The sequence below is a fragment of the Flavobacterium panici genome (assembly GCF_024499525.1).
Classification (GTDB): domain Bacteria; phylum Bacteroidota; class Bacteroidia; order Flavobacteriales; family Flavobacteriaceae; genus Flavobacterium; species Flavobacterium panici.
On the sequence record NZ_CP100437.1, the window covers coordinates 89,508 to 106,524 of the forward strand.

19 protein-coding genes and 1 riboswitch are annotated in these 17,017 nt (G+C 33.4%); of the genes, 13 read left to right on the forward strand and 6 right to left on the reverse strand.

Annotated features, from left to right (window positions below; all coding sequences use genetic code 11):
- Positions 1-147: 147 nt before the first annotated feature.
- A complete protein-coding gene (locus NLJ00_RS00435; protein WP_256635878.1) occupies positions 148-900 on the reverse strand; it encodes an SDR family NAD(P)-dependent oxidoreductase in 753 nt (250 codons plus the stop codon).
- A 149-nt stretch (positions 901-1,049) separates the two neighbouring features.
- Positions 1,050-1,493 (reverse strand): hypothetical protein, encoded by a 444-nt coding sequence (locus NLJ00_RS00440; RefSeq protein ID WP_256635879.1) that lies wholly within the window; start codon positions 1,491-1,493, stop codon positions 1,050-1,052.
- Positions 1,494-1,551: 58 nt separating this feature from the next.
- Between NLJ00_RS00440 and NLJ00_RS00445 the strand changes: the two genes are divergently transcribed.
- Genes NLJ00_RS00445 through NLJ00_RS00455 form a run of 3 tightly spaced genes read left to right on the forward strand, consistent with a single transcriptional unit; the run spans position 1,552 to position 2,907 of the window.
- A complete protein-coding gene (locus tag NLJ00_RS00445; RefSeq protein WP_053474308.1) occupies positions 1,552-1,758 on the forward strand; it encodes a hypothetical protein in 207 nt (68 codons plus the stop codon).
- A 60-nt stretch (positions 1,759-1,818) separates the two neighbouring features.
- On the forward strand, positions 1,819-2,400 hold the full coding sequence (locus NLJ00_RS00450; protein ID WP_256635880.1) for a pseudouridine synthase: 582 nt from the start codon (positions 1,819-1,821) through the stop codon (positions 2,398-2,400).
- Positions 2,401-2,451: 51 nt separating this feature from the next.
- Positions 2,452-2,907, forward strand: a complete 456-nt coding sequence (locus tag NLJ00_RS00455) for a tRNA (cytidine(34)-2'-O)-methyltransferase (RefSeq protein WP_053474310.1) — start codon at positions 2,452-2,454, stop codon at positions 2,905-2,907.
- A gap of 106 nt (positions 2,908-3,013) precedes the next feature.
- Here NLJ00_RS00455 and NLJ00_RS00460 read toward each other — a convergent pair whose 3' ends face one another.
- From NLJ00_RS00460 to NLJ00_RS00470, 3 genes are all read right to left on the reverse strand, one after another.
- Positions 3,014-3,790 (reverse strand): ABC transporter ATP-binding protein, encoded by a 777-nt coding sequence (locus NLJ00_RS00460; RefSeq protein ID WP_256635881.1) that lies wholly within the window; start codon positions 3,788-3,790, stop codon positions 3,014-3,016.
- A 130-nt stretch (positions 3,791-3,920) separates the two neighbouring features.
- Complete coding sequence (locus NLJ00_RS00465) at positions 3,921-4,949, reverse strand: FecCD family ABC transporter permease (protein WP_408611600.1); 1,029 nt, start codon at positions 4,947-4,949, stop codon at positions 3,921-3,923.
- A gap of 1 nt (position 4,950) precedes the next feature.
- A complete protein-coding gene (locus NLJ00_RS00470; RefSeq protein WP_256635882.1) occupies positions 4,951-6,093 on the reverse strand; it encodes an ABC transporter substrate-binding protein in 1,143 nt (380 codons plus the stop codon).
- Between the two features lie 95 nt (positions 6,094-6,188).
- Between NLJ00_RS00470 and NLJ00_RS00475 the strand changes: the two genes are divergently transcribed.
- The 8 genes from NLJ00_RS00475 to NLJ00_RS00510 all read left to right on the forward strand — a co-directional run bounded on the left by NLJ00_RS00475 (position 6,189) and on the right by NLJ00_RS00510 (position 14,360).
- Positions 6,189-6,551, forward strand: coding sequence for a DUF5522 domain-containing protein (locus NLJ00_RS00475; RefSeq protein ID WP_053474313.1), 363 nt, complete (start codon positions 6,189-6,191; stop codon positions 6,549-6,551).
- A gap of 94 nt (positions 6,552-6,645) precedes the next feature.
- Positions 6,646-7,170 (forward strand): bifunctional adenosylcobinamide kinase/adenosylcobinamide-phosphate guanylyltransferase, encoded by a 525-nt coding sequence (cobU, locus tag NLJ00_RS00480; RefSeq protein ID WP_256635883.1) that lies wholly within the window; start codon positions 6,646-6,648, stop codon positions 7,168-7,170.
- A gap of 87 nt (positions 7,171-7,257) precedes the next feature.
- Positions 7,258-8,937 (forward strand): nicotinate-nucleotide--dimethylbenzimidazole phosphoribosyltransferase, encoded by a 1,680-nt coding sequence (cobT, locus tag NLJ00_RS00485; protein WP_256635884.1) that lies wholly within the window; start codon positions 7,258-7,260, stop codon positions 8,935-8,937.
- A 65-nt stretch (positions 8,938-9,002) separates the two neighbouring features.
- The gene (locus NLJ00_RS00490) at positions 9,003-9,434 is read left to right on the forward strand and encodes a transposase (RefSeq protein ID WP_256635885.1); all 432 of its coding nucleotides are present in this window, start codon (positions 9,003-9,005) and stop codon (positions 9,432-9,434) included.
- A 430-nt stretch (positions 9,435-9,864) separates the two neighbouring features.
- Positions 9,865-10,650 (forward strand): adenosylcobinamide-GDP ribazoletransferase, encoded by a 786-nt coding sequence (locus tag NLJ00_RS00495; RefSeq protein WP_256635886.1) that lies wholly within the window; start codon positions 9,865-9,867, stop codon positions 10,648-10,650.
- Positions 10,635-11,171 carry an alpha-ribazole phosphatase gene (cobC, locus tag NLJ00_RS00500; RefSeq protein WP_256635887.1) on the forward strand — a complete coding sequence of 179 codons (537 nt, stop codon included), beginning with the start codon at positions 10,635-10,637 and terminating at the stop codon, positions 11,169-11,171. The genes NLJ00_RS00495 and cobC overlap by 16 nt, the downstream gene beginning before the upstream one ends.
- A 66-nt stretch (positions 11,172-11,237) precedes the next feature.
- Positions 11,238-11,439: riboswitch (cobalamin riboswitch) on the forward strand.
- Between the two features lie 27 nt (positions 11,440-11,466).
- The gene (locus NLJ00_RS00505) at positions 11,467-13,317 is read left to right on the forward strand and encodes a TonB-dependent receptor plug domain-containing protein (RefSeq protein ID WP_256635888.1); all 1,851 of its coding nucleotides are present in this window, start codon (positions 11,467-11,469) and stop codon (positions 13,315-13,317) included.
- 5 nt (positions 13,318-13,322) lie between these two features.
- Positions 13,323-14,360 carry a YncE family protein gene (locus tag NLJ00_RS00510; RefSeq protein ID WP_256635889.1) on the forward strand — a complete coding sequence of 346 codons (1,038 nt, stop codon included), beginning with the start codon at positions 13,323-13,325 and terminating at the stop codon, positions 14,358-14,360.
- 103 nt (positions 14,361-14,463) lie between these two features.
- Here the strand turns inward: NLJ00_RS00510 and NLJ00_RS00515 are convergent, their stop codons facing one another.
- Complete coding sequence (locus tag NLJ00_RS00515; RefSeq protein ID WP_256635890.1) at positions 14,464-15,903, reverse strand: S41 family peptidase; 1,440 nt, start codon at positions 15,901-15,903, stop codon at positions 14,464-14,466.
- A gap of 161 nt (positions 15,904-16,064) precedes the next feature.
- On the opposite strand from NLJ00_RS00515, the gene NLJ00_RS00520 reads away from it, so the two are divergent.
- Together NLJ00_RS00520 and NLJ00_RS00525 are read left to right on the forward strand one after the other, a co-directional pair.
- The gene (locus tag NLJ00_RS00520; protein ID WP_053474321.1) at positions 16,065-16,574 is read left to right on the forward strand and encodes an RNA polymerase sigma factor; all 510 of its coding nucleotides are present in this window, start codon (positions 16,065-16,067) and stop codon (positions 16,572-16,574) included.
- Positions 16,561-17,016, forward strand: a complete 456-nt coding sequence (locus NLJ00_RS00525; RefSeq protein ID WP_256635891.1) for a hypothetical protein — start codon at positions 16,561-16,563, stop codon at positions 17,014-17,016. The genes NLJ00_RS00520 and NLJ00_RS00525 overlap by 14 nt, the downstream gene beginning before the upstream one ends.
- Position 17,017: the final 1 nt, after the last annotated feature.

Here is a 17,017-nt window from a genome sequence, read left to right on the forward strand (position 1 = left end):
ATGCGTTTTCGCACTATTTTTAATAATTATAAAATCCAAAAACAGTATTTTATTTTTTATAAGAAAAAACTTTATTTTAAATTATTTTGCAATAAAAAAGCTGCTCTAAACAGAACAGCTTTTTTCTTAAATTATCTATGCCGAAAATTATATGGCAGTATAACCTCCATCGGCAATAATGTAACTTCCTGTTGTGAAAGAAGATTTTTCAGAACTTAAAAAAGTTACCAGTTCGGCAATTTCCTCAGCCGTTCCTAAACGATTCATTGGCGCTTTTGCAGCAACGGCGTTCATGACATCCTTATTCAAATTATCTTTTAGCAATGCTGTTTCAATATAACCGGGACCTACGGCATTACAACGAATATTTTTTTGAGCATATTCTGCCGCAATATTTTTAGTCAGTCCTACAACTCCATGTTTAGAAGCCGTATAAGCTGGACTTAATGGAGCGGCAACTTGTCCGTGAATAGAAGCGATATTAACAATGCTTCCGCCGCCGCCTTTTTCCATTTGCTCTAATTGATAACGACAGGCATAAAAAACACCGCTTAAATTAAGCGCAATTACACGATCCCAGGCATCTGGTTCATATTCTCCGGTTGGTTTTGCCGGGCCGCCCATTCCTGCATTATTGCAGGCAATATCAAGTCGGCCGTATTTTGAAACCGTAACCTCAACCATATGTTTATTATCGCTTGCACTCGACGAATCACCTTTTACAAAAAAGGCTTCTCCGCCGCTTTCTTTTATAATTTTTACGGTTTCTTCTCCGTGTTCAACATTAATATCCGAAACTACAACTTTTGCTCCTTCTCGAGCGTAGGATTCTGCAACTGCGCGTCCAATTCCTGAACCGCCTCCAGAGACAAAAGCTACTTTGTTTTCTAAAAGTGCCATATTCTTTAAATTTAAATTTTGTAGCTGTAATTTACGAAGATATTGACGGCTGACCATAGCAAAAACGGAGTTTACAATAAGATTAAGACTTTATCATAATCAAATGTTATTTGGCATTAAAACCCCGTAATTCCAGAAAATTTTCCGTATTATTTATCTTCGTCTAATTTCATATTGCCGCGATCTTCATGATTATCCGGATGTGAATTTGGATAGCGGTTTGGTTCAACATCAGAATTTCTGTCTTTATTCTCGACTGTCTTTTTTGCTTCTTCATCAGAGGAAACGCCGCGGTTTGCATTTGGATTATTTGGATTTACATCGTCTTTAGCTTTTTGAATATCTTCATTTTCATTTCTCGCCCTGTCTACAACTTCTTTGTTTCCGTCTTTATCTGCAACCACTTCTTTTTTCAGGTTGGCATCATCAGCTTTTCCATCGTGTGAAATATTTTTTCCTTTCGTTTCGTCTATATCTTTTTGTACTCCATTTATCTTTTTAGAGCCTAGATTATTCGTTTCCATATCCTTATTATTTTGAGTTTCTATATTAATATTACGAATTCTAAATTTTAAAAGAAAGTTGTTTAACATAGCATTTAGTTTAAAAAGCATTTTTCATAACTTTAATCATGAACTAAAAAACAGTCTTATGAAATTTCTTAAAATCAAAACAAGCTGGTCAAATGCCGAATTTATTCTGATAAAATTATGCATGGCTTCGATCTATATTTTTATTGGAAGTTATTTTCATGATTTCTTCAAAAACTATTATATACCGCTTTTAGTTGTATTCGGAATCACCGTAATCTGGTTTGTTTATGAATGGCTGAAAAAGATGAAAGCAAAAAACGAGTAATCGGTTCTCAGTTTTACTTTAATACTTGCAGAACAAAGCTATCTTTGCAAAAAATAAAACATGCACCGACACTTCATTCTTTTTAAACCTTACGGCTATTTAAGCCAATTTATTTATGAATTGAAAAGAAAGAAAAAGCTTTTGGGCGAACTTCATGATTTTCCCGAAGGAACAATGGCAATTGGCCGATTAGATGAAGATTCTGAAGGTTTACTTTTGCTAACAACCGATGGTAAAGTAAGCGAGCAGATAAGAAGTAAAAAAGTCGACAAAGAATATTATGTACAAGTTGACGGCATAATTACGCCCGAAGCGATTGAACAATTGCAAAAAGGTGTAGAAATAGGTTTTGAAGGCGGAAAATACAAAACAAAACCTTGCTCTGCTTTTATTGTTACTGAAATTCCAGATTTTGGACCAAGGGCAAAAAAAATCAGGGACGAACGACACGGGCCGACTTCCTGGGCTTCGATTACTGTAAACGAAGGAAAATTTCGTCAGGTTCGAAAAATGACCGCGGCTATTGGTTTTCCCACATTGCGTTTAGTCCGCGTTCGAATAGGAAATGTATATTTGCAGAACTTAAAAGCCGGTGATGTTTTAGAAGTAAAAGATTTTAAATTAGATAATGAGTCAATTTGATAATTAGATAATTTTTGAAAACTCATAACTTATAACTCATAATTCAAAAAAATGCTGAACGTTGTTCTTGTAGAACCAGAAATACCAAATAATACCGGAAACATTGGAAGATTGTGCGTAGGTACTGAAAGCCGACTGCATTTAATTCATCCTTTTGGTTTTGTAATTAATGATAAAAACCTAAAACGTTCCGGCTTGGATTATTGGGTTCACCTTGATGTAACCGAATATCAAAATGTTGAAGAATGGATTGCTCAAATTCCTGATCATTCCCGTGTATTTTTGATGAGTTCTCATTCTGATAAATCGTATTTAGAAAATGAATTTCAGGATGGCGATTGGTTAGTTTTCGGAAAAGAAAGCGTTGGCTTAAGCAAAGAGTTTATGGCCCGATTTGAAAATCATTTAACGATTCCTATGTCTCCGCTTATTCGTTCTTTTAATATTGCGAATTCTGTTGCTTTTGTAGTTGGAGAAGCTAAGAGACAGATTGGATTGAAAAAGTAATCTCGATCTTCCTGCAAGGTTTTTCAAACCTTGTAGGTATAAATTTTAAAAGCTCGCAATAAATAACAAATACCTACAAGGTTTGAAAAACCTTGCAGGAAAAGAATCAGGTAACGATAAACTTCCCTTTTTCGGCATCAAAAATAATATGCTCATCTTTGAACAAAGCAGCAAAACTTCCGTTTGAAATTAAATTACAGGGTTCGTCCTGAACAACATTTTCGGGCGTCATGACAATCATTTCATCGCTCAATTGTATTGCCAAATCAATATCGTGTGTTGAAAACAAAATGCATTTTTGAGTTTCCTGAGTCAGTTTTTTCAGAAGTTTAAATAAGGAAACTTTATGAAGTAAATCAAGATGTGTTGTTGGTTCATCTAAAATAATCAGCGGCGTATCTTGTGCCAAAGCTCTGGCAATTAAAACCTTTTGCAATTGTCCATCGCTTATTTCATAATGCTTTTTATAAGAAAGATGTTCAATTTGCGTCAGCTGCATTGCTTCCTGAACTTTATCGATATCAGTTTGGGTTAAAGTTCCCACCCAATTGGTATAAGGCTGACGACCAAGTGCCACTAACTCAAAAACAGAAAGATTACTTGGCGGTAGTTTTTCGGTTAAAACCAAACTTAAATTCTGCGCTAAATCTAAAGGTTTATATGTTGAGATATTTTTATCATTCAAATATACATTCCCAGATAAAGGATGCTGAATTCCGGTAATGGTGCGCAATAAAGTCGATTTCCCAATTCCGTTTGCTCCAATCAAAGAAATGAGTTTTCCAGAACTTAAATTCAAATTTAAATTCTCAGCAATAGTCACAACCGCATTTTTGGATTTATATCCAATATTTAAATTTGAAGTTTTTAAAATACTTATCATTTTTTAAAGTTGCTAAGGTTCTAAGATACTAAGTTGCTGAGTTTTTTTCTTGCCACAGATTATAAGGATTAAAATGATTAAAAATAATCTGTGAAAATCCGTTTAATCAGTAAAATCTGTGGGCTAATAATTATTGGAAATTTCGTTTTCTTACCAAAAGCCAAATCACAACCGGAGCACCAATTATAGACGTTATGGCATTTATTGGAAGCGTAACATCAAATCCCGGCATTTGTGAAACAATATCGCAAAACAACATTATAATCGATCCAAAAAACAAAGTACTCCAAAACAAAATAGTATGATTACTCGTTTGAAAAGTCAGCTTTGCAATATGTGGAACCGCTAATCCAACAAAAGCAATTGGTCCGGCAAAAGCTGTAATCGCTCCAGATAAAATACTCGTTGCAAATATGATAATCAATCTCGCTCTTTTAAAATTCAAACCCATACTTTTTGCATAGTTTTCTCCCAACAATAAAGCATTTAAAGGTTTTATACTTTTAGCACTTAAAAGCAATCCAATTCCAACGCAGAAAGTCAAAATTCCAATGGTTGGCCAGGAAAGGTTCCCCAGACTTCCCATTGACCAAAAAGTAAATTTCTGCAATTGTTCTGCCGTACTGAAATAAGTCAAAACACTTACGATTGCCGTTGTAAAACTTCCGAACATTAATCCGACAATTAAAATGGCCATTGTATCTCGTAATCTTTGAGAAACTACTAAAACCAACAATAAAACTAACGTACTTCCAAAAGTAGAAGCAATTACAATTCCATATGAGGATAAAGCAATAACACTTAAAAACGAAGGTAAAAACCCAGCACCTAAAATCACAAAAGCAACACCTAAACTCGCTCCGGAACTTAATCCTAAAACATAAGGCCCTGCAAGCGGATTTCGGAATAAAGTCTGCATTAAAAGTCCGCTGATCGAAAGTCCCGTTCCCACTAAAACTGCGGTAATGGCTTTTGGCAGACGATAATTGATAATGATATATTCCCAGGTTGATTTTGTCGCATGTCCTCCGGTTAAACTCGTAAAAACATCTTTTAACGGAATCGTGACAGATCCTAAACTAATGCTCGCAAAAAACATCAATAAAAGACCTAAAGCCAAAACGACAAATAAAATGGTATTTCGTTTTTTGTTTGCCAATTTAATTCAGTTTTGATGCAAAAGTAAATTCGTAGCTCGACATTAAATCAGGATGAAAAATTTTAATGTAATCTTTTAAAACTAAATCCGGACGGCTAGGTGCTAATTCATAATAAACCGTTCCTCCGGTTGCGCCCAATTTTCCTTCAAAACTATAAACACTTTTATTGGTAAAAGCATCAAATTCACTATAATGCGGGTTTGCTTTTTGCAATTCATCTAAACTTTTAAAAGAACCCGAAGCAATCCAGACATTTGCTGTTTTTGCTTTATCCAAAACCTTTTCAAAAGACAAACCTTCACTTCCTGTTCCTTTTAAATCTGCCCATAAATAATTGGCGTGAGCATCTTTCATAAATTCGGCAACCCAGCTGTTTCCTTTGGCAACATACCAAACATCTTCATACATTGATCCGTATAAAACGGTTGAATTTGCAGTTTTTTCTGCAGCCAGTTTTTTGGCCTGATTATAACTCTCAACAATTTTATCAAACAATTCTTTTGCTTTATCTTCTTTACCAAATAATGCTCCGTAAAGTTTAATCCATTCTGCTTTTCCAAGCGGAGATTGTTCCATCCAGTCACCCTGAATCAAAACATTTAAACCGCTTTTTTTCAAATTATCCAGCATCGGGTTATTGTTATCAACTCCAAAAGTTACAATCAAATCTGGCGATAATTCTATTAATTGCTCAATATTTAATTTTTCATTTTGTCCAACGTTTTTCACAGAACCTTTGTCAATTAAGGCTCTTGTTTTTTCAGATGAAATATAATCGGTATGCGGAAAACCAACCAATTTATTTTCTACTTCCAGCATTTCTAAAAACGGAATATTGGTTGTTGATGTTACCACAACAGATTCTAACGGAACCTGAATTGTAGTATAAGATTGAAGACTATCCGGAACTTTTGCTTCTTTTTCTTTTAAAATATATTTAAAATCCTTATTTGCGTTAGGCCATGGATTTGAAACTGTTACAACTGAATAATCATCATATTTTACAATAGAAAGTCCAGATGCATATTCGATACTATTTTTTGCAGTTTCAATTTTAGCTACTTCGCTCGTTTCGTTCTTCTTACATCCGAAGAGAATAAAAAAAGAAGAAATAAAAATCAATTTAGGGAATAAATGTCTCATATTTTACGTTTTCGAAAGGAACAAAGGTAAAGTATTTTCTATTTTTTTTGTTTATCTTTATTCTTACAAAATTCAACAATTTGTATCTTTGCAACATGAATACCACAAAAATTAAAGTTTGCTCAAGCTGTGAATCTCAATTCAGCTGTGGAGACATTTCGGTTGAAAATAAATGCTGGTGTAATGATTACCCGCCTATTTTCAATCTTTCTGAAGGAGGAGACTGTCTTTGTCCCGTTTGTTTTAAAGAAGCATGCGAAGATAAAATCGATGCTTATATTGAAACTATTACTCCTAAAAATGCCCTTAAAAATAAAGCCATATCTTTACCCAAAACAGAAAAACTAATTGAGGGAATTGACTATTATACAGAAGATGGCAACATGGTTTTTAAAGCCTGGTTTCATTTAAAACGTGGAACCTGCTGCGGAAATAAATGTCGTCATTGCCCGTATTAATTTAGTTATTCGTGAAAAGTGAGAAGTAAAAAGTTGTTATTTTAAACATTCATTTTATATTTCGCATTTTACATTTTACACAAACACACAAAAAATGATACATTTAATTACCGGCGGCGAGCGATCAGGAAAAAGCAGTTATGCCCAAAATTTGGCTTTGCAGTTTTCAAACAATCCAATATATGTGGCGACTGCCCGAAAATGGGATTCAGATTTTCAGAATCGAATTGACCGTCATCAACTGGAAAGAGACGAACGCTGGACAAATATTGAAAAAGAAAAACATTTAAGCGAAATAGACTTTTCCGGAAAAGTTGCTTTAATCGACTGTGTAACGCTTTGGCTAACCAACTTTTTTGTAGATAATAAAAACGATGTAACTCTAAGTTTAGAAGAAGCAAAAAAAGAATTTCTTTCAATTGCCAATCAGGAAAATGCAACCTTAATTATTGTAACTAATGAAATTGGAATGGGCGTTCACGCTTCAACCGAAATCGGCAGAAAATTTACCGAACTTCAAGGCTGGATGAATCAGTTTCTGGCTTCAAATGCAGATGAAGTTGTTTTGATGGTTTCGGGAATTCCAGTAAAGATCAAAGGAGAAAATTCCAAATTTTAAATTCCAAATTCCAAGGCTATACTTTATCTTTACTTATATTTTAAATTTCAGCTGAATTGGAATTTGGAATTTAAAAAATTGGAATTTATGACTAGTTTAGACGATATATTAAAATCACGTCGCGATACCCGACATTTTACCACCGATGAAGTTCCTGATGAAGTAATTCAAAAAGCTTTACAGGCCGGACATTGGGCGCCTTCTGTTGGTTTGACTGATGCGACAAGATATTATATCATTAAATCAGATGAAGTTAAATGTGCCATTAAAAATCTGTTTTTAGACTATAATAAAAAAGCCGAAGAACTTACCGATAATCCCGAACAAAAAGAACTTTATAGATCGCTCAAACTCGAAGCAATTGAAGAAGCTCCAATCGGGCTTATCATTGCTTACGATCGTTCAGTTTTAAATCAGTTTACGATTGGGACTATTGGCAGTAATGAAGCGGTGAAATTTAGTTCGGTTTGTGCGGCGCAGAATATTTGGCTTTCGCTCACAGAACAAGGTTACGGAATGGGTTGGGTTTCAATTTTGAATTATTATCAGTTTAAAAAAATCCTTGATTTACCAGAAGATATTGAACCGCTTGGCTATTTCTGTATTGGTAAACCCGCTACAAATTACGGCAATCAGCCTATGTTACAGCAACTGCATTGGAAACAAAAATCTGAAACTGCAGACTGTAAAGAAATCAATGAAATTCATCAAATCAATATTTCTGATTTTGATTTAAAACCTTCAAGTAAAGTTGAGAACAAAACTGATTTCGGTACACTTTTACAAGAAAAAATAGATTCAAAAACAAAACCCGTCGGCTCACTTGGAACGTTAGAAACTTTGGCTTTTCAAATGGCGAGCATTTTTGAAACTTTAAATCCTAAAATAATAAATCCGAATATTGTTGTTTTTGCAGCAGATCACGGAATCGCTAATCATGGCGTGAGCGATTATCCGCAAGATGTTACGCGCCAAATGGTAAATAATTTTATGGAAGGCGGCGCAGCAATTAATGTTTTCTGCAAACAAAACAATATCGAATTATCGATTGTAGATTCGGGCGTAAACTATGATTTTCCAACAAATGCAAAATTAATTAATGCCAAAATTGCAAAAAGAACACAATCTTTTCTGCATGTTCCCGCAATGAGCGAAACAGAATTGAATTTGTGCTTTGAAAAAGGAAAATCAATTGTAGAAAATATTGCTAAAACAGGTTCAAATTGTATTGGTTTTGGCGAAATGGGAATTGGGAATACTTCGACAGCATCCGTTTTAATGAGTCTTTTAACTGGTTTTTCTATCGAAGACTGCGTTGGAAAAGGAACCGGAATTAACGATCAAAAACTGCTGAACAAACAAAATATTCTAAAAAAAGCAATCGGGAATTATTCCGGTCAAGCCGAATTAAAACAGCAAATCGCCTACTTTGGCGGTTTTGAAATTATGCAGATGGCAAGCGGAATGTTAACGGCTTATGAAAATAAAATGCTGATTCTGGTTGATGGTTTTATTTGTTCTGTCGCTTATTTAATTGCTTCTAAAATAAATCCTGATATTAAAAGAAATGCTGTTTTCTGTCATTGCTCTGCCGAAAAAGCACATCAAAAATTATTAGATTACCTTGGCGCTAAACCTATTTTAAATTTAGATTTGCGTCTTGGCGAAGGAACGGGCTGTGCAGTTGCATTTCCTATTTTAAAGTCGGCAGAGGCTTTTTTAAATGAAATGGCTAGTTTTGAAAGTGCTGGGGTTAGTAGGAAATAGTTTTCAATTTTGATTTGCAGTTCATATCTTTGAACCATAAGTTGAAATTATTAAAAAAATTATACATGCCTTTTACTAAAGTTTATATTCATTGCGTCTGGAGCACAAAAAACAGGTTTCCATTTTTAAATTCGATTGATCTGCGCCAAAAAATTTGGCATCACATAAAAGAAAATGCATTAAAAAAAGAAATATATCTTGATTATATTAATGGATATTCTGATCATTGCCATTGTTTGATTTCGTTAGGAAATAATCAGACTATTCAAAAAACAATACAATTATTAAAAGGTGAATCTTCATATTGGATTAATAAAAATCAATTGACCAAAGAAAAATTTGAATGGCAGGATGAATATTTTGCGGTTTCTGTATCAGAATCTATAGTTGGCAAAGTGAGAGATTATATTATTAATCAAGAGGAACATCATAAAAAGAAAACATTTCAAGAAGAATACGATGAATTTATAGTCAAATTTGGATTTAAAATATCTTGATGGAATTTGGCTAAAGCCTTTCATATATGATATTCTGAGACCTCCAGATAAATCTGGAGGCAATTAAATATTTTTTTTATTTTCAAATATTTTTCAATAAAGAAATCATTTAAAAAAATCAATTGCCAACATCTTTAGATGTTGGTGAAAATTATGATACCTAAAGAGGCTTTAGCCAAATAAATTTGTAAAGAATTTTTATTTTAAAATATCTTAATGATATTTGGCTAAAGCCTTTTAGACATAACATTCCTCAAACATCCAGATAAATCTGGAGGCAATTAAACTTTTTTTATTTTTGATTACTTATTAAATCTGAAAGAATGAACTATTAATAAAATAATATAAAAATCAATTGCCAACATCTTTAGATGTTGGTATAAAAATAATTGCCTCTCAAAAAGGGCTTTAGCCAAATACCACAATCTAAATGAAAAAAGAACTACACATTTTCTTCACCTGCTTAATGTTCTACACCAGAATTCCATGTCCAAAAAACATTACTCACGATCCGGATTATTTAAATAAAGCAACAAGATATTTTCCTTTTATTGGCTGGATTGTTGGAACAATTTCATTTTTGGCTTTTTATATTTTCTCTCTTTTTCTTTCAACAGAAACAGCTGTAATTTTTGCTATTATAATCTCAGTTTTAACAACCGGAGCATTTCATGAAGATGGATTTGCAGATGTCTGCGATGGATTTGGCGGCGGCTGGACCAAAGAAAAAATCCTGATGATTATGAAAGACAGCGCGATTGGTGCTTATGGCGCAATTGGATTGGTTTTACTTTTTCTGGCGAAATTCAAATTGCTTTCAGAATCTATTTTACTTTTCACTAATAACATTTTACTGATTTACCTTTTATTTATTTCGGCACATTCTTTAAGTCGTTTGGCGGCAATCAGCATTATTTTTACGCATCAATATTCTCGTGATGACGCTTCGAGCAAAAGCAAACCAATAGCTAAACAACATAGTTGGAAAGAAGTTTTCGGATCTTTTTTCTTTGGATTAATTCCGTTATTGGCACTCTCCTATTTCAATTATAAAGTTCTCTTAGTTTTAATTCCTGTTTTTATAACCAGATATTTTCTCGCAAGATATTTCCAAAAATGGATTGACGGCTATACGGGAGATTGTCTTGGCGCAACGCAGCAAGTGTGCGAAGTAATTTATTATTTAAGTATTCTTTTTATATGGAAATTTATTTAGTTCGCCACACCGAAACCATCTGCGAAAAAGGAATTTGTTACGGACAATCTGATGTAAATATTGCAGAACCTTTTGATGAAATTTTTAACCGAATTGTTTCAGAATTACCTACTGAAGCTATTATTTTTTCAAGTCCGTTAAAACGCTGTTCTATTTTAGCAAAACACATTCAGCAAAATATAAAAACGATTTCTTATCAGGAAGACGATCGTTTGAAAGAAATGAATTTTGGCGAGTGGGAACTCAAAAACTGGAACGAAATTCCGCCGGAACAATTAAATCCATGGATGGAAGATTTTGTAAACATTCAAGTTTTAAATGGTGAATCATTTGTGGAATTACATCAAAGAGTTGGTAATTTTTTAGAAGAACAAATTTCGCAGAAAACCCAGCAGCCTATCATTATTGTAGCGCATGCCGGAATTATCAGAAGCGTATTATGTCATCAGACTTCACTGCCATTAAAGGAGGCTTTTCAAAATAAAGTCGATTTTGGACAAGTCATAAAAATTACATTTTAATTTAGTTTTGTTTAGAATTTAATTGAAATAGTAAAACAAATTTGAATATTCAATAATTTTAACTTTATCTTTGCAGCAAATTAAGGTTGTGTTTTTATAAAACACATTAAAAGGGAATCAAGTAAAATCTTGAGCTGTTCCCGCAACTGTAAGCTTAGTTCTAAAAAGAATGCTTGTTGTAAACTACAAAACCACTGCTCGCCCCGGCGAATGGGAAGGTAAACAACAAGACGCAAGCCAGGAGACCTGCCTTTGTAACAAATATCGAGCTCTCGGGAAAAAGAGTGTAGAAATTATGACTTTAAGAATACGTTTTGCTTTTTTACTTGTAATGTTGTGCCAATTGATTTCGGCGCAGAGCGATTCTATTAAGTTAAAAGAAGTTGTAGTTTCTGATGCTAATCTGAAAAAATACTCCAATTCCCAATCCGTTTTAAAGCTTAACGATTCGATTATCAATAAAAATGAAGCTTTACTAACTGATCTTTTAAATTTCAATTCTACAATTTATTTTAAAGAATACGGACGAGGAATGCTTTCTACGGTTTCTTTTCGTGGAACTACCTCTTCTCAAACAGCTGTAATCTGGAACGGAATTAACATTAATTCGCAAATGAACGGAAGCACCGATTTCAACACAATTTCGGGTTCTGATTATAATTCGATTAGTGTAAAAGCCGGCGGCGGAAGTGTTATTTACGGAAGCGGTGCCATTGGCGGAACCGTGCATTTAAACAACGATCTGGCATTTTATAATCGGTTTGAGAATAATTTAAAACTCGATTACGGAAGTTTTAATACTATTGGAATAAATTATAAAACGAATATTTCTAACGAAAAATGGAGCGCGCAAATTGGTTTTTCTAAAAACAGCTCCACAAACGATTACAAGTATTTAAACCGTTACACCTGGCGAGGCGAACAGCGCTGGAACCAAAACGGACAGTATGATATTATAACTATGAGCGCTAATGCAGGTTATAAAATCGACTCAAAAAACACCTTAAAGTTTTACAGTCAGTTTTCAAATACAGACAGAAATACTTCTTTAGTTGTAGAAACGGAAACAAAAAGCAAATATGTAAATGGTTTCAATCGAAGTTTATTAGAATACGACGGTGATTTTGGAAAATTTAAAACCAATTTTAAAACCGCCTATATCTTTGAAAACTATCAATATTTTGCTGATAATTCGAGCAATATTTACACTTACGGAAAGACCGAAAGTTTAATTACAAAAGTTGACTTAGGTTATACTTTATTCAAATCAACCCAAATAAACGGAATATTAGATTATAACAGAACTAAAGGTTACGGAAGCAGTTTTGGCGATCACGTTCGCGAAATCAGCTCAGCAGGAATATTGGTCAAACAAGATTTCTCTGAAGCCTGGAAAAACGAACTTGGTGTTCGAAAAGAGTTTACAGATAATTACAAATCTCCGGTTTTATTCTCTTTAGGATCTTCGTATCAGTTTAGCAAATTGTACAATTTCAAACTGAATGTATCTAGAAACTTCAGAATTCCGACTTATAATGATTTGTATTGGGACGAAGGCGGAAACCCGGATTTAAAACCAGAAAGTTCGTATCAGGCAGAAATTGGAAACGTGTTTACTTTCAAAAATATTTCGCTTACGCAGAATTTCTACTACATGAAAATTAAAGATTTACTGCAATGGGTTCCGGGCAAAAACGGTATTTGGAGTCCTATAAATAAAGACAACGTTAATAGTTACGGTGCTGAAACTTTATTGAGCTGGAAAAAACAATTCGGTAAAAATAACTTCAGTGCAAATGCTTCTTATGCTTATACCGCTTCAAAAGATGAAGCCACTAAAAAACAGCTTTTCTTTGTTCCTTACAATAAAGTAACGGCTTCTGTTGCTTATTCACGAAACAGAATTTCTGCTTATTACCAATTTTTATACAACGGTTTTGTGTACACAAGAGCCGATAATAATCCGGACGAAATTATAAACGATTACAACATTTCAAATGTTGGAATCGATTATGATTTTAAATTCTTAGACTCTTTCAAACTTGGTTTTCAGGTTTTAAACGTTTTCAATAAAAATTATGAAAGTCTGGAAGACAGACCAATGCCGGGTCGAAATTTCAATATGTATTTAACTCTAAAATTTTAATAATTATGAAACTTAGTAAATTACTTTTAATGGCGTTTAGCGTCTCGTTATTCGTTTCTTGTTCGAGTGATGACGATAATGACCAGGTAGAATATAAAAACGGATTCCTTATTTTAAACGAAGGAAGCGCAGGACAAGGAAGTGTTTCTTTTTCAAGCAATGATTTCAACGTTTTTGAAAAAGATGCTTACACTGCTGCAAATGGATCAGATTTGCTTGGAAAATATGCTCAAAATATCTTTTTTGACGGAGACAGAGCTTATATTATTGCAGGTGGCTCAAATGTTATAAATGTGGTAAACAAATACACCTTTAAATTGATTGCTAAAATCGATACTGGACTTGCAAACCCAAGATATGGTGTTGTAAAAGATGGTAAAGCTTATGTAACTAATGCTAATACTTATTTTTCAGCAAGTAATCCAAACGGAAATACTGATGACTATGTTGCTGTAATCAATTTAGCTACAAATACATACGAGTCTAAAATCAACCTAAACGCAACAGCTAACAGGCTTGTAGAAGAAAATGGTAAATTATATATTACTGAACCTTACAATAATGATAAATTATTAGTGGTAAATATTGCAACTAAAGCATTGGAAACTCCTGTAGTAATTGGTTCAGGCGCAGATTCTATTGAAGAAGATAACGGAACCTTATATATTTTAAGAGGTCCTTATGGAGACAGAAGCGAAATTGTAAAAGTAAAATTAGCAGACAAATCTGTTGCTAAAATTACATTCCCAGAATCATTAGACGGAGCTGTATTTTTAGATATTTATGAGAATAAAATTTATTATACAGTAGGCAATTCAGTTTATACTATTGCTACAACTGCAACCGAAGCTTCTACAACTGCAATAGTAACAGCTAATTTGGGTAATTTATATGGATTTGCAGTTAACAACAACCGTATTTACATAGCTGACAGCGGTGATTATAAGGCTGATAGTAAAGCATACATTTACAGCTTAACTGGAAGTTTACAAAAAGAATTAACTGTTGGAGTGGGGCCAAACGGTTTTTACTTTAATGATTAATTTACTTTAGAATTAGTTTTTATTTGTTTTTGGTAAAAAAAGGCTTTCATTTCTGAAAGCCTTTTTTTTATTTCTATTCTATTTTTAAAACCCTTTTAGAGCATTACAGATACATTTCGTTTCGTAGTCCGTTGATTTTTTTAGAATCGCTTATGTATGGCAAAACTGCGTTATGATCTGTTTGGATTTTCTTAGCAGCAGAACCAGTAATTTTAGAAATTGCTAAATTCAATAATGGTTCTGAAGGATCACCTAAAACACCATAATTATTAATGTATTCATACTGAACATAAGTTGGAACCAATCCTCCTGTATAATCTCCAAAATCTGCAGCATTAGAAATTTTAAAGAGTAAAGGCTGCATTGCATATTTATGATTTAGATTTATATTACTTTTAGTTACTAAACTTGGAGAATCATAAAGTGTTCTTGAACCTACATTTTTACCAATAGTTGTTTCACCAATTTGAATTACATTTATATAAGGTTTTAATCCGTTTATGACCAATTCACTTGCAGACGCCGTATTTGAAGTTGTTAAAATATAAACCGTAGCCAAATTTAAACCATTTACCGCAGCACCATCAATATTACTTACAAATCTTTCATTCAAGTCTTCTAATGCTTCAGCATTCAAACCAGCCATTAATTTAAAATTATATTGTCTTTTCGAAAATATTTCACCGTCAAACTGTCCCGTAATCATACTTGCCAAACGTGTTGAAGTACGTACAGAACCACCTCCGTTATATCTTAAATCTAAAACTAAATCTGTAACACCTTGCGCTTTTAATTCACCAAATGCTTCATTTAATTGAGAATCATAGTCCTGATAAAAACCGTTATACATTAAATAACCAATTTTGTGACTGCCGGAAGTAATTACTTTATGAATTAAAATTGGGTTTTCTTCTAAAGTGGTTTTAGTTAAAGAAAGTGATTTTCCATTCAAAACAAAAGAAGAGCCATTATAACTGGCAAAATTTAGAGTATAAGTATCAGGTCCTAATAATAATGACTGGTAATTTGAAACTGTCAGTTTAGTTCCGTTTACAGCTGTGAATAAATCCCCTCTTTTGATATCTTTACCAGAAGCATCAGAGTTTGGGATAATATAACGAACATAACCTACTAAATCATTAGATCCTTCGGCAACTCTGGTTAGTTTAAAATCAACACCATTATTTTTAGTGATTCCGTTAAGTTCTTGTTCTAAAACGGTATAATCTTCTACAATCCAGCTAAAACGATCAATAGCATTACTTGGATATTTGCTTACCGGTTTGTTTAATAAATCCTGAAATAAGTCTTCTGGATGCGAATATCCAGATAAAAAAGAATTTAATTCACTTTTTGTACCAAAGCGGTCATCGGCTAAATTAGGTACATCAGCCTGCCATAAATAGTAGGTATTTAATCCTCTCCATATAAAATCGTTTACCTGTAACTCCGCAGGAGCTCTAACATCATCCTCATCTTCACAAGATTGCAAAGCAAATGTTAGTACAAACAAAAATAGTATTGCCTTTAAAATTGGTTTCATAGAAATTAGGTTTCGGTGTCTTGGTATTCTATTAACGTAAAAATACTACCTTTAGTTTTAAGTAGTATTCTTTTTACCTAAAAAAATTTTACATTATTGCTGTAACAAAAATAATTGTGGCTCGTCTTGACTATATAAGCTAACGAATAACCTTTTAATTTATGAACCAGAATGTGTTTATAGAATTAGTTAATCCTTTTAAAGACAAAGTTTTTCGTCTGGCAAAACGATTGCTTACCAGTACCGAGGAAGCCGAAGACGCTACTCAGGAAGTAATGGTAAAATTGTGGAATAAAAAAGAGAATCTGGACACTTACAATAATGTTGAAGCACTGGCCATGACCATGACAAAAAATTATTGCTTAGATCAGTTAAAATCTAAAAGAGCCGGAAACCTCCAGATTGTCCATAATAATTTTACAGATCGCGAGCCGCAGTTAGACCGGAAATTAGAGGATGCTGATAGTTTAGAATGGGTTGGAAAAATTATAAATCAGCTGCCGGAACAGCTTCAAATATTAATTCAGTTACGGGATGTTGAACAATATGAATTTGAAGAAATTGCAAAAATCGTTAATATGAACGAAACCGCAATTCGGGTGGCGCTTTCGAGAGCAAGAAAAAAAATAAGAGAATCAATGGTAAATGCACACAGTTATGGAATTAGGTAAAATAGAAAATATATTAGAAAAATACTTTCAGGGAGAAACTACTATTGCCGAAGAAAATCAATTAAAAGATTATTTTTCTTCATCAGATGTTGCGCAGCATTTGGAGCAGTACAGACCCATTTTTGGTTATTTCTCTCAGGTAAAACAACAAAAATCAACGCAGGAGATCCCACTAAAAACTAAAAAACGAAATGTGGCGTGGTTATCAATTGCAGCTTCGGTTGTTGTTTTACTAGGAATTGGAACCTATTATTTTGCAGGCGAAAAAACAACTCCGGTTGTAGCTCAGTCAGAATTAGGAACCTACGACGATCCGGAAGAAGCCCTTGCAGCAACGCAAAAAGCTTTGGCCCTATTGTCGAACAATGTTAATGTAGGTATTGAAAGTGTACAATACATTGGCGAATATGAACAATCAAAAAACAAAATTTTTAAACAGTAAT

Coding starts and splice junctions, on each gene's coding strand:
- NLJ00_RS00510 (WP_256635889.1), top strand. CDS start 13,323: ATGAAACTTAGTAAATTACTTTTAATGGCGTTTAGCGTCTCGTTATTC.
- NLJ00_RS00455 (WP_053474310.1), top strand. CDS start 2,452: ATGCTGAACGTTGTTCTTGTAGAACCAGAAATACCAAATAATACCGGA.
- cobU (WP_256635883.1), top strand. CDS start 6,646: ATGATACATTTAATTACCGGCGGCGAGCGATCAGGAAAAAGCAGTTAT.
- NLJ00_RS00505 (WP_256635888.1), top strand. CDS start 11,467: ATGACTTTAAGAATACGTTTTGCTTTTTTACTTGTAATGTTGTGCCAA.
- NLJ00_RS00435 (WP_256635878.1), bottom strand. CDS start 900: ATGGCACTTTTAGAAAACAAAGTAGCTTTTGTCTCTGGAGGCGGTTCA.
- NLJ00_RS00495 (WP_256635886.1), top strand. CDS start 9,865: ATGAAAAAAGAACTACACATTTTCTTCACCTGCTTAATGTTCTACACC.
- cobT (WP_256635884.1), top strand. CDS start 7,258: ATGACTAGTTTAGACGATATATTAAAATCACGTCGCGATACCCGACAT.
- NLJ00_RS00450 (WP_256635880.1), top strand. CDS start 1,819: ATGCACCGACACTTCATTCTTTTTAAACCTTACGGCTATTTAAGCCAA.
- NLJ00_RS00520 (WP_053474321.1), top strand. CDS start 16,065: ATGAACCAGAATGTGTTTATAGAATTAGTTAATCCTTTTAAAGACAAA.
- NLJ00_RS00475 (WP_053474313.1), top strand. CDS start 6,189: ATGAATACCACAAAAATTAAAGTTTGCTCAAGCTGTGAATCTCAATTC.
- cobC (WP_256635887.1), top strand. CDS start 10,635: ATGGAAATTTATTTAGTTCGCCACACCGAAACCATCTGCGAAAAAGGA.
- NLJ00_RS00460 (WP_256635881.1), bottom strand. CDS start 3,790: ATGATAAGTATTTTAAAAACTTCAAATTTAAATATTGGATATAAATCC.
- NLJ00_RS00490 (WP_256635885.1), top strand. CDS start 9,003: ATGCCTTTTACTAAAGTTTATATTCATTGCGTCTGGAGCACAAAAAAC.
- NLJ00_RS00470 (WP_256635882.1), bottom strand. CDS start 6,093: ATGAGACATTTATTCCCTAAATTGATTTTTATTTCTTCTTTTTTTATT.
- NLJ00_RS00515 (WP_256635890.1), bottom strand. CDS start 15,903: ATGAAACCAATTTTAAAGGCAATACTATTTTTGTTTGTACTAACATTT.
- NLJ00_RS00440 (WP_256635879.1), bottom strand. CDS start 1,493: ATGTTAAACAACTTTCTTTTAAAATTTAGAATTCGTAATATTAATATA.
- NLJ00_RS00445 (WP_053474308.1), top strand. CDS start 1,552: ATGAAATTTCTTAAAATCAAAACAAGCTGGTCAAATGCCGAATTTATT.
- NLJ00_RS00525 (WP_256635891.1), top strand. CDS start 16,561: ATGGAATTAGGTAAAATAGAAAATATATTAGAAAAATACTTTCAGGGA.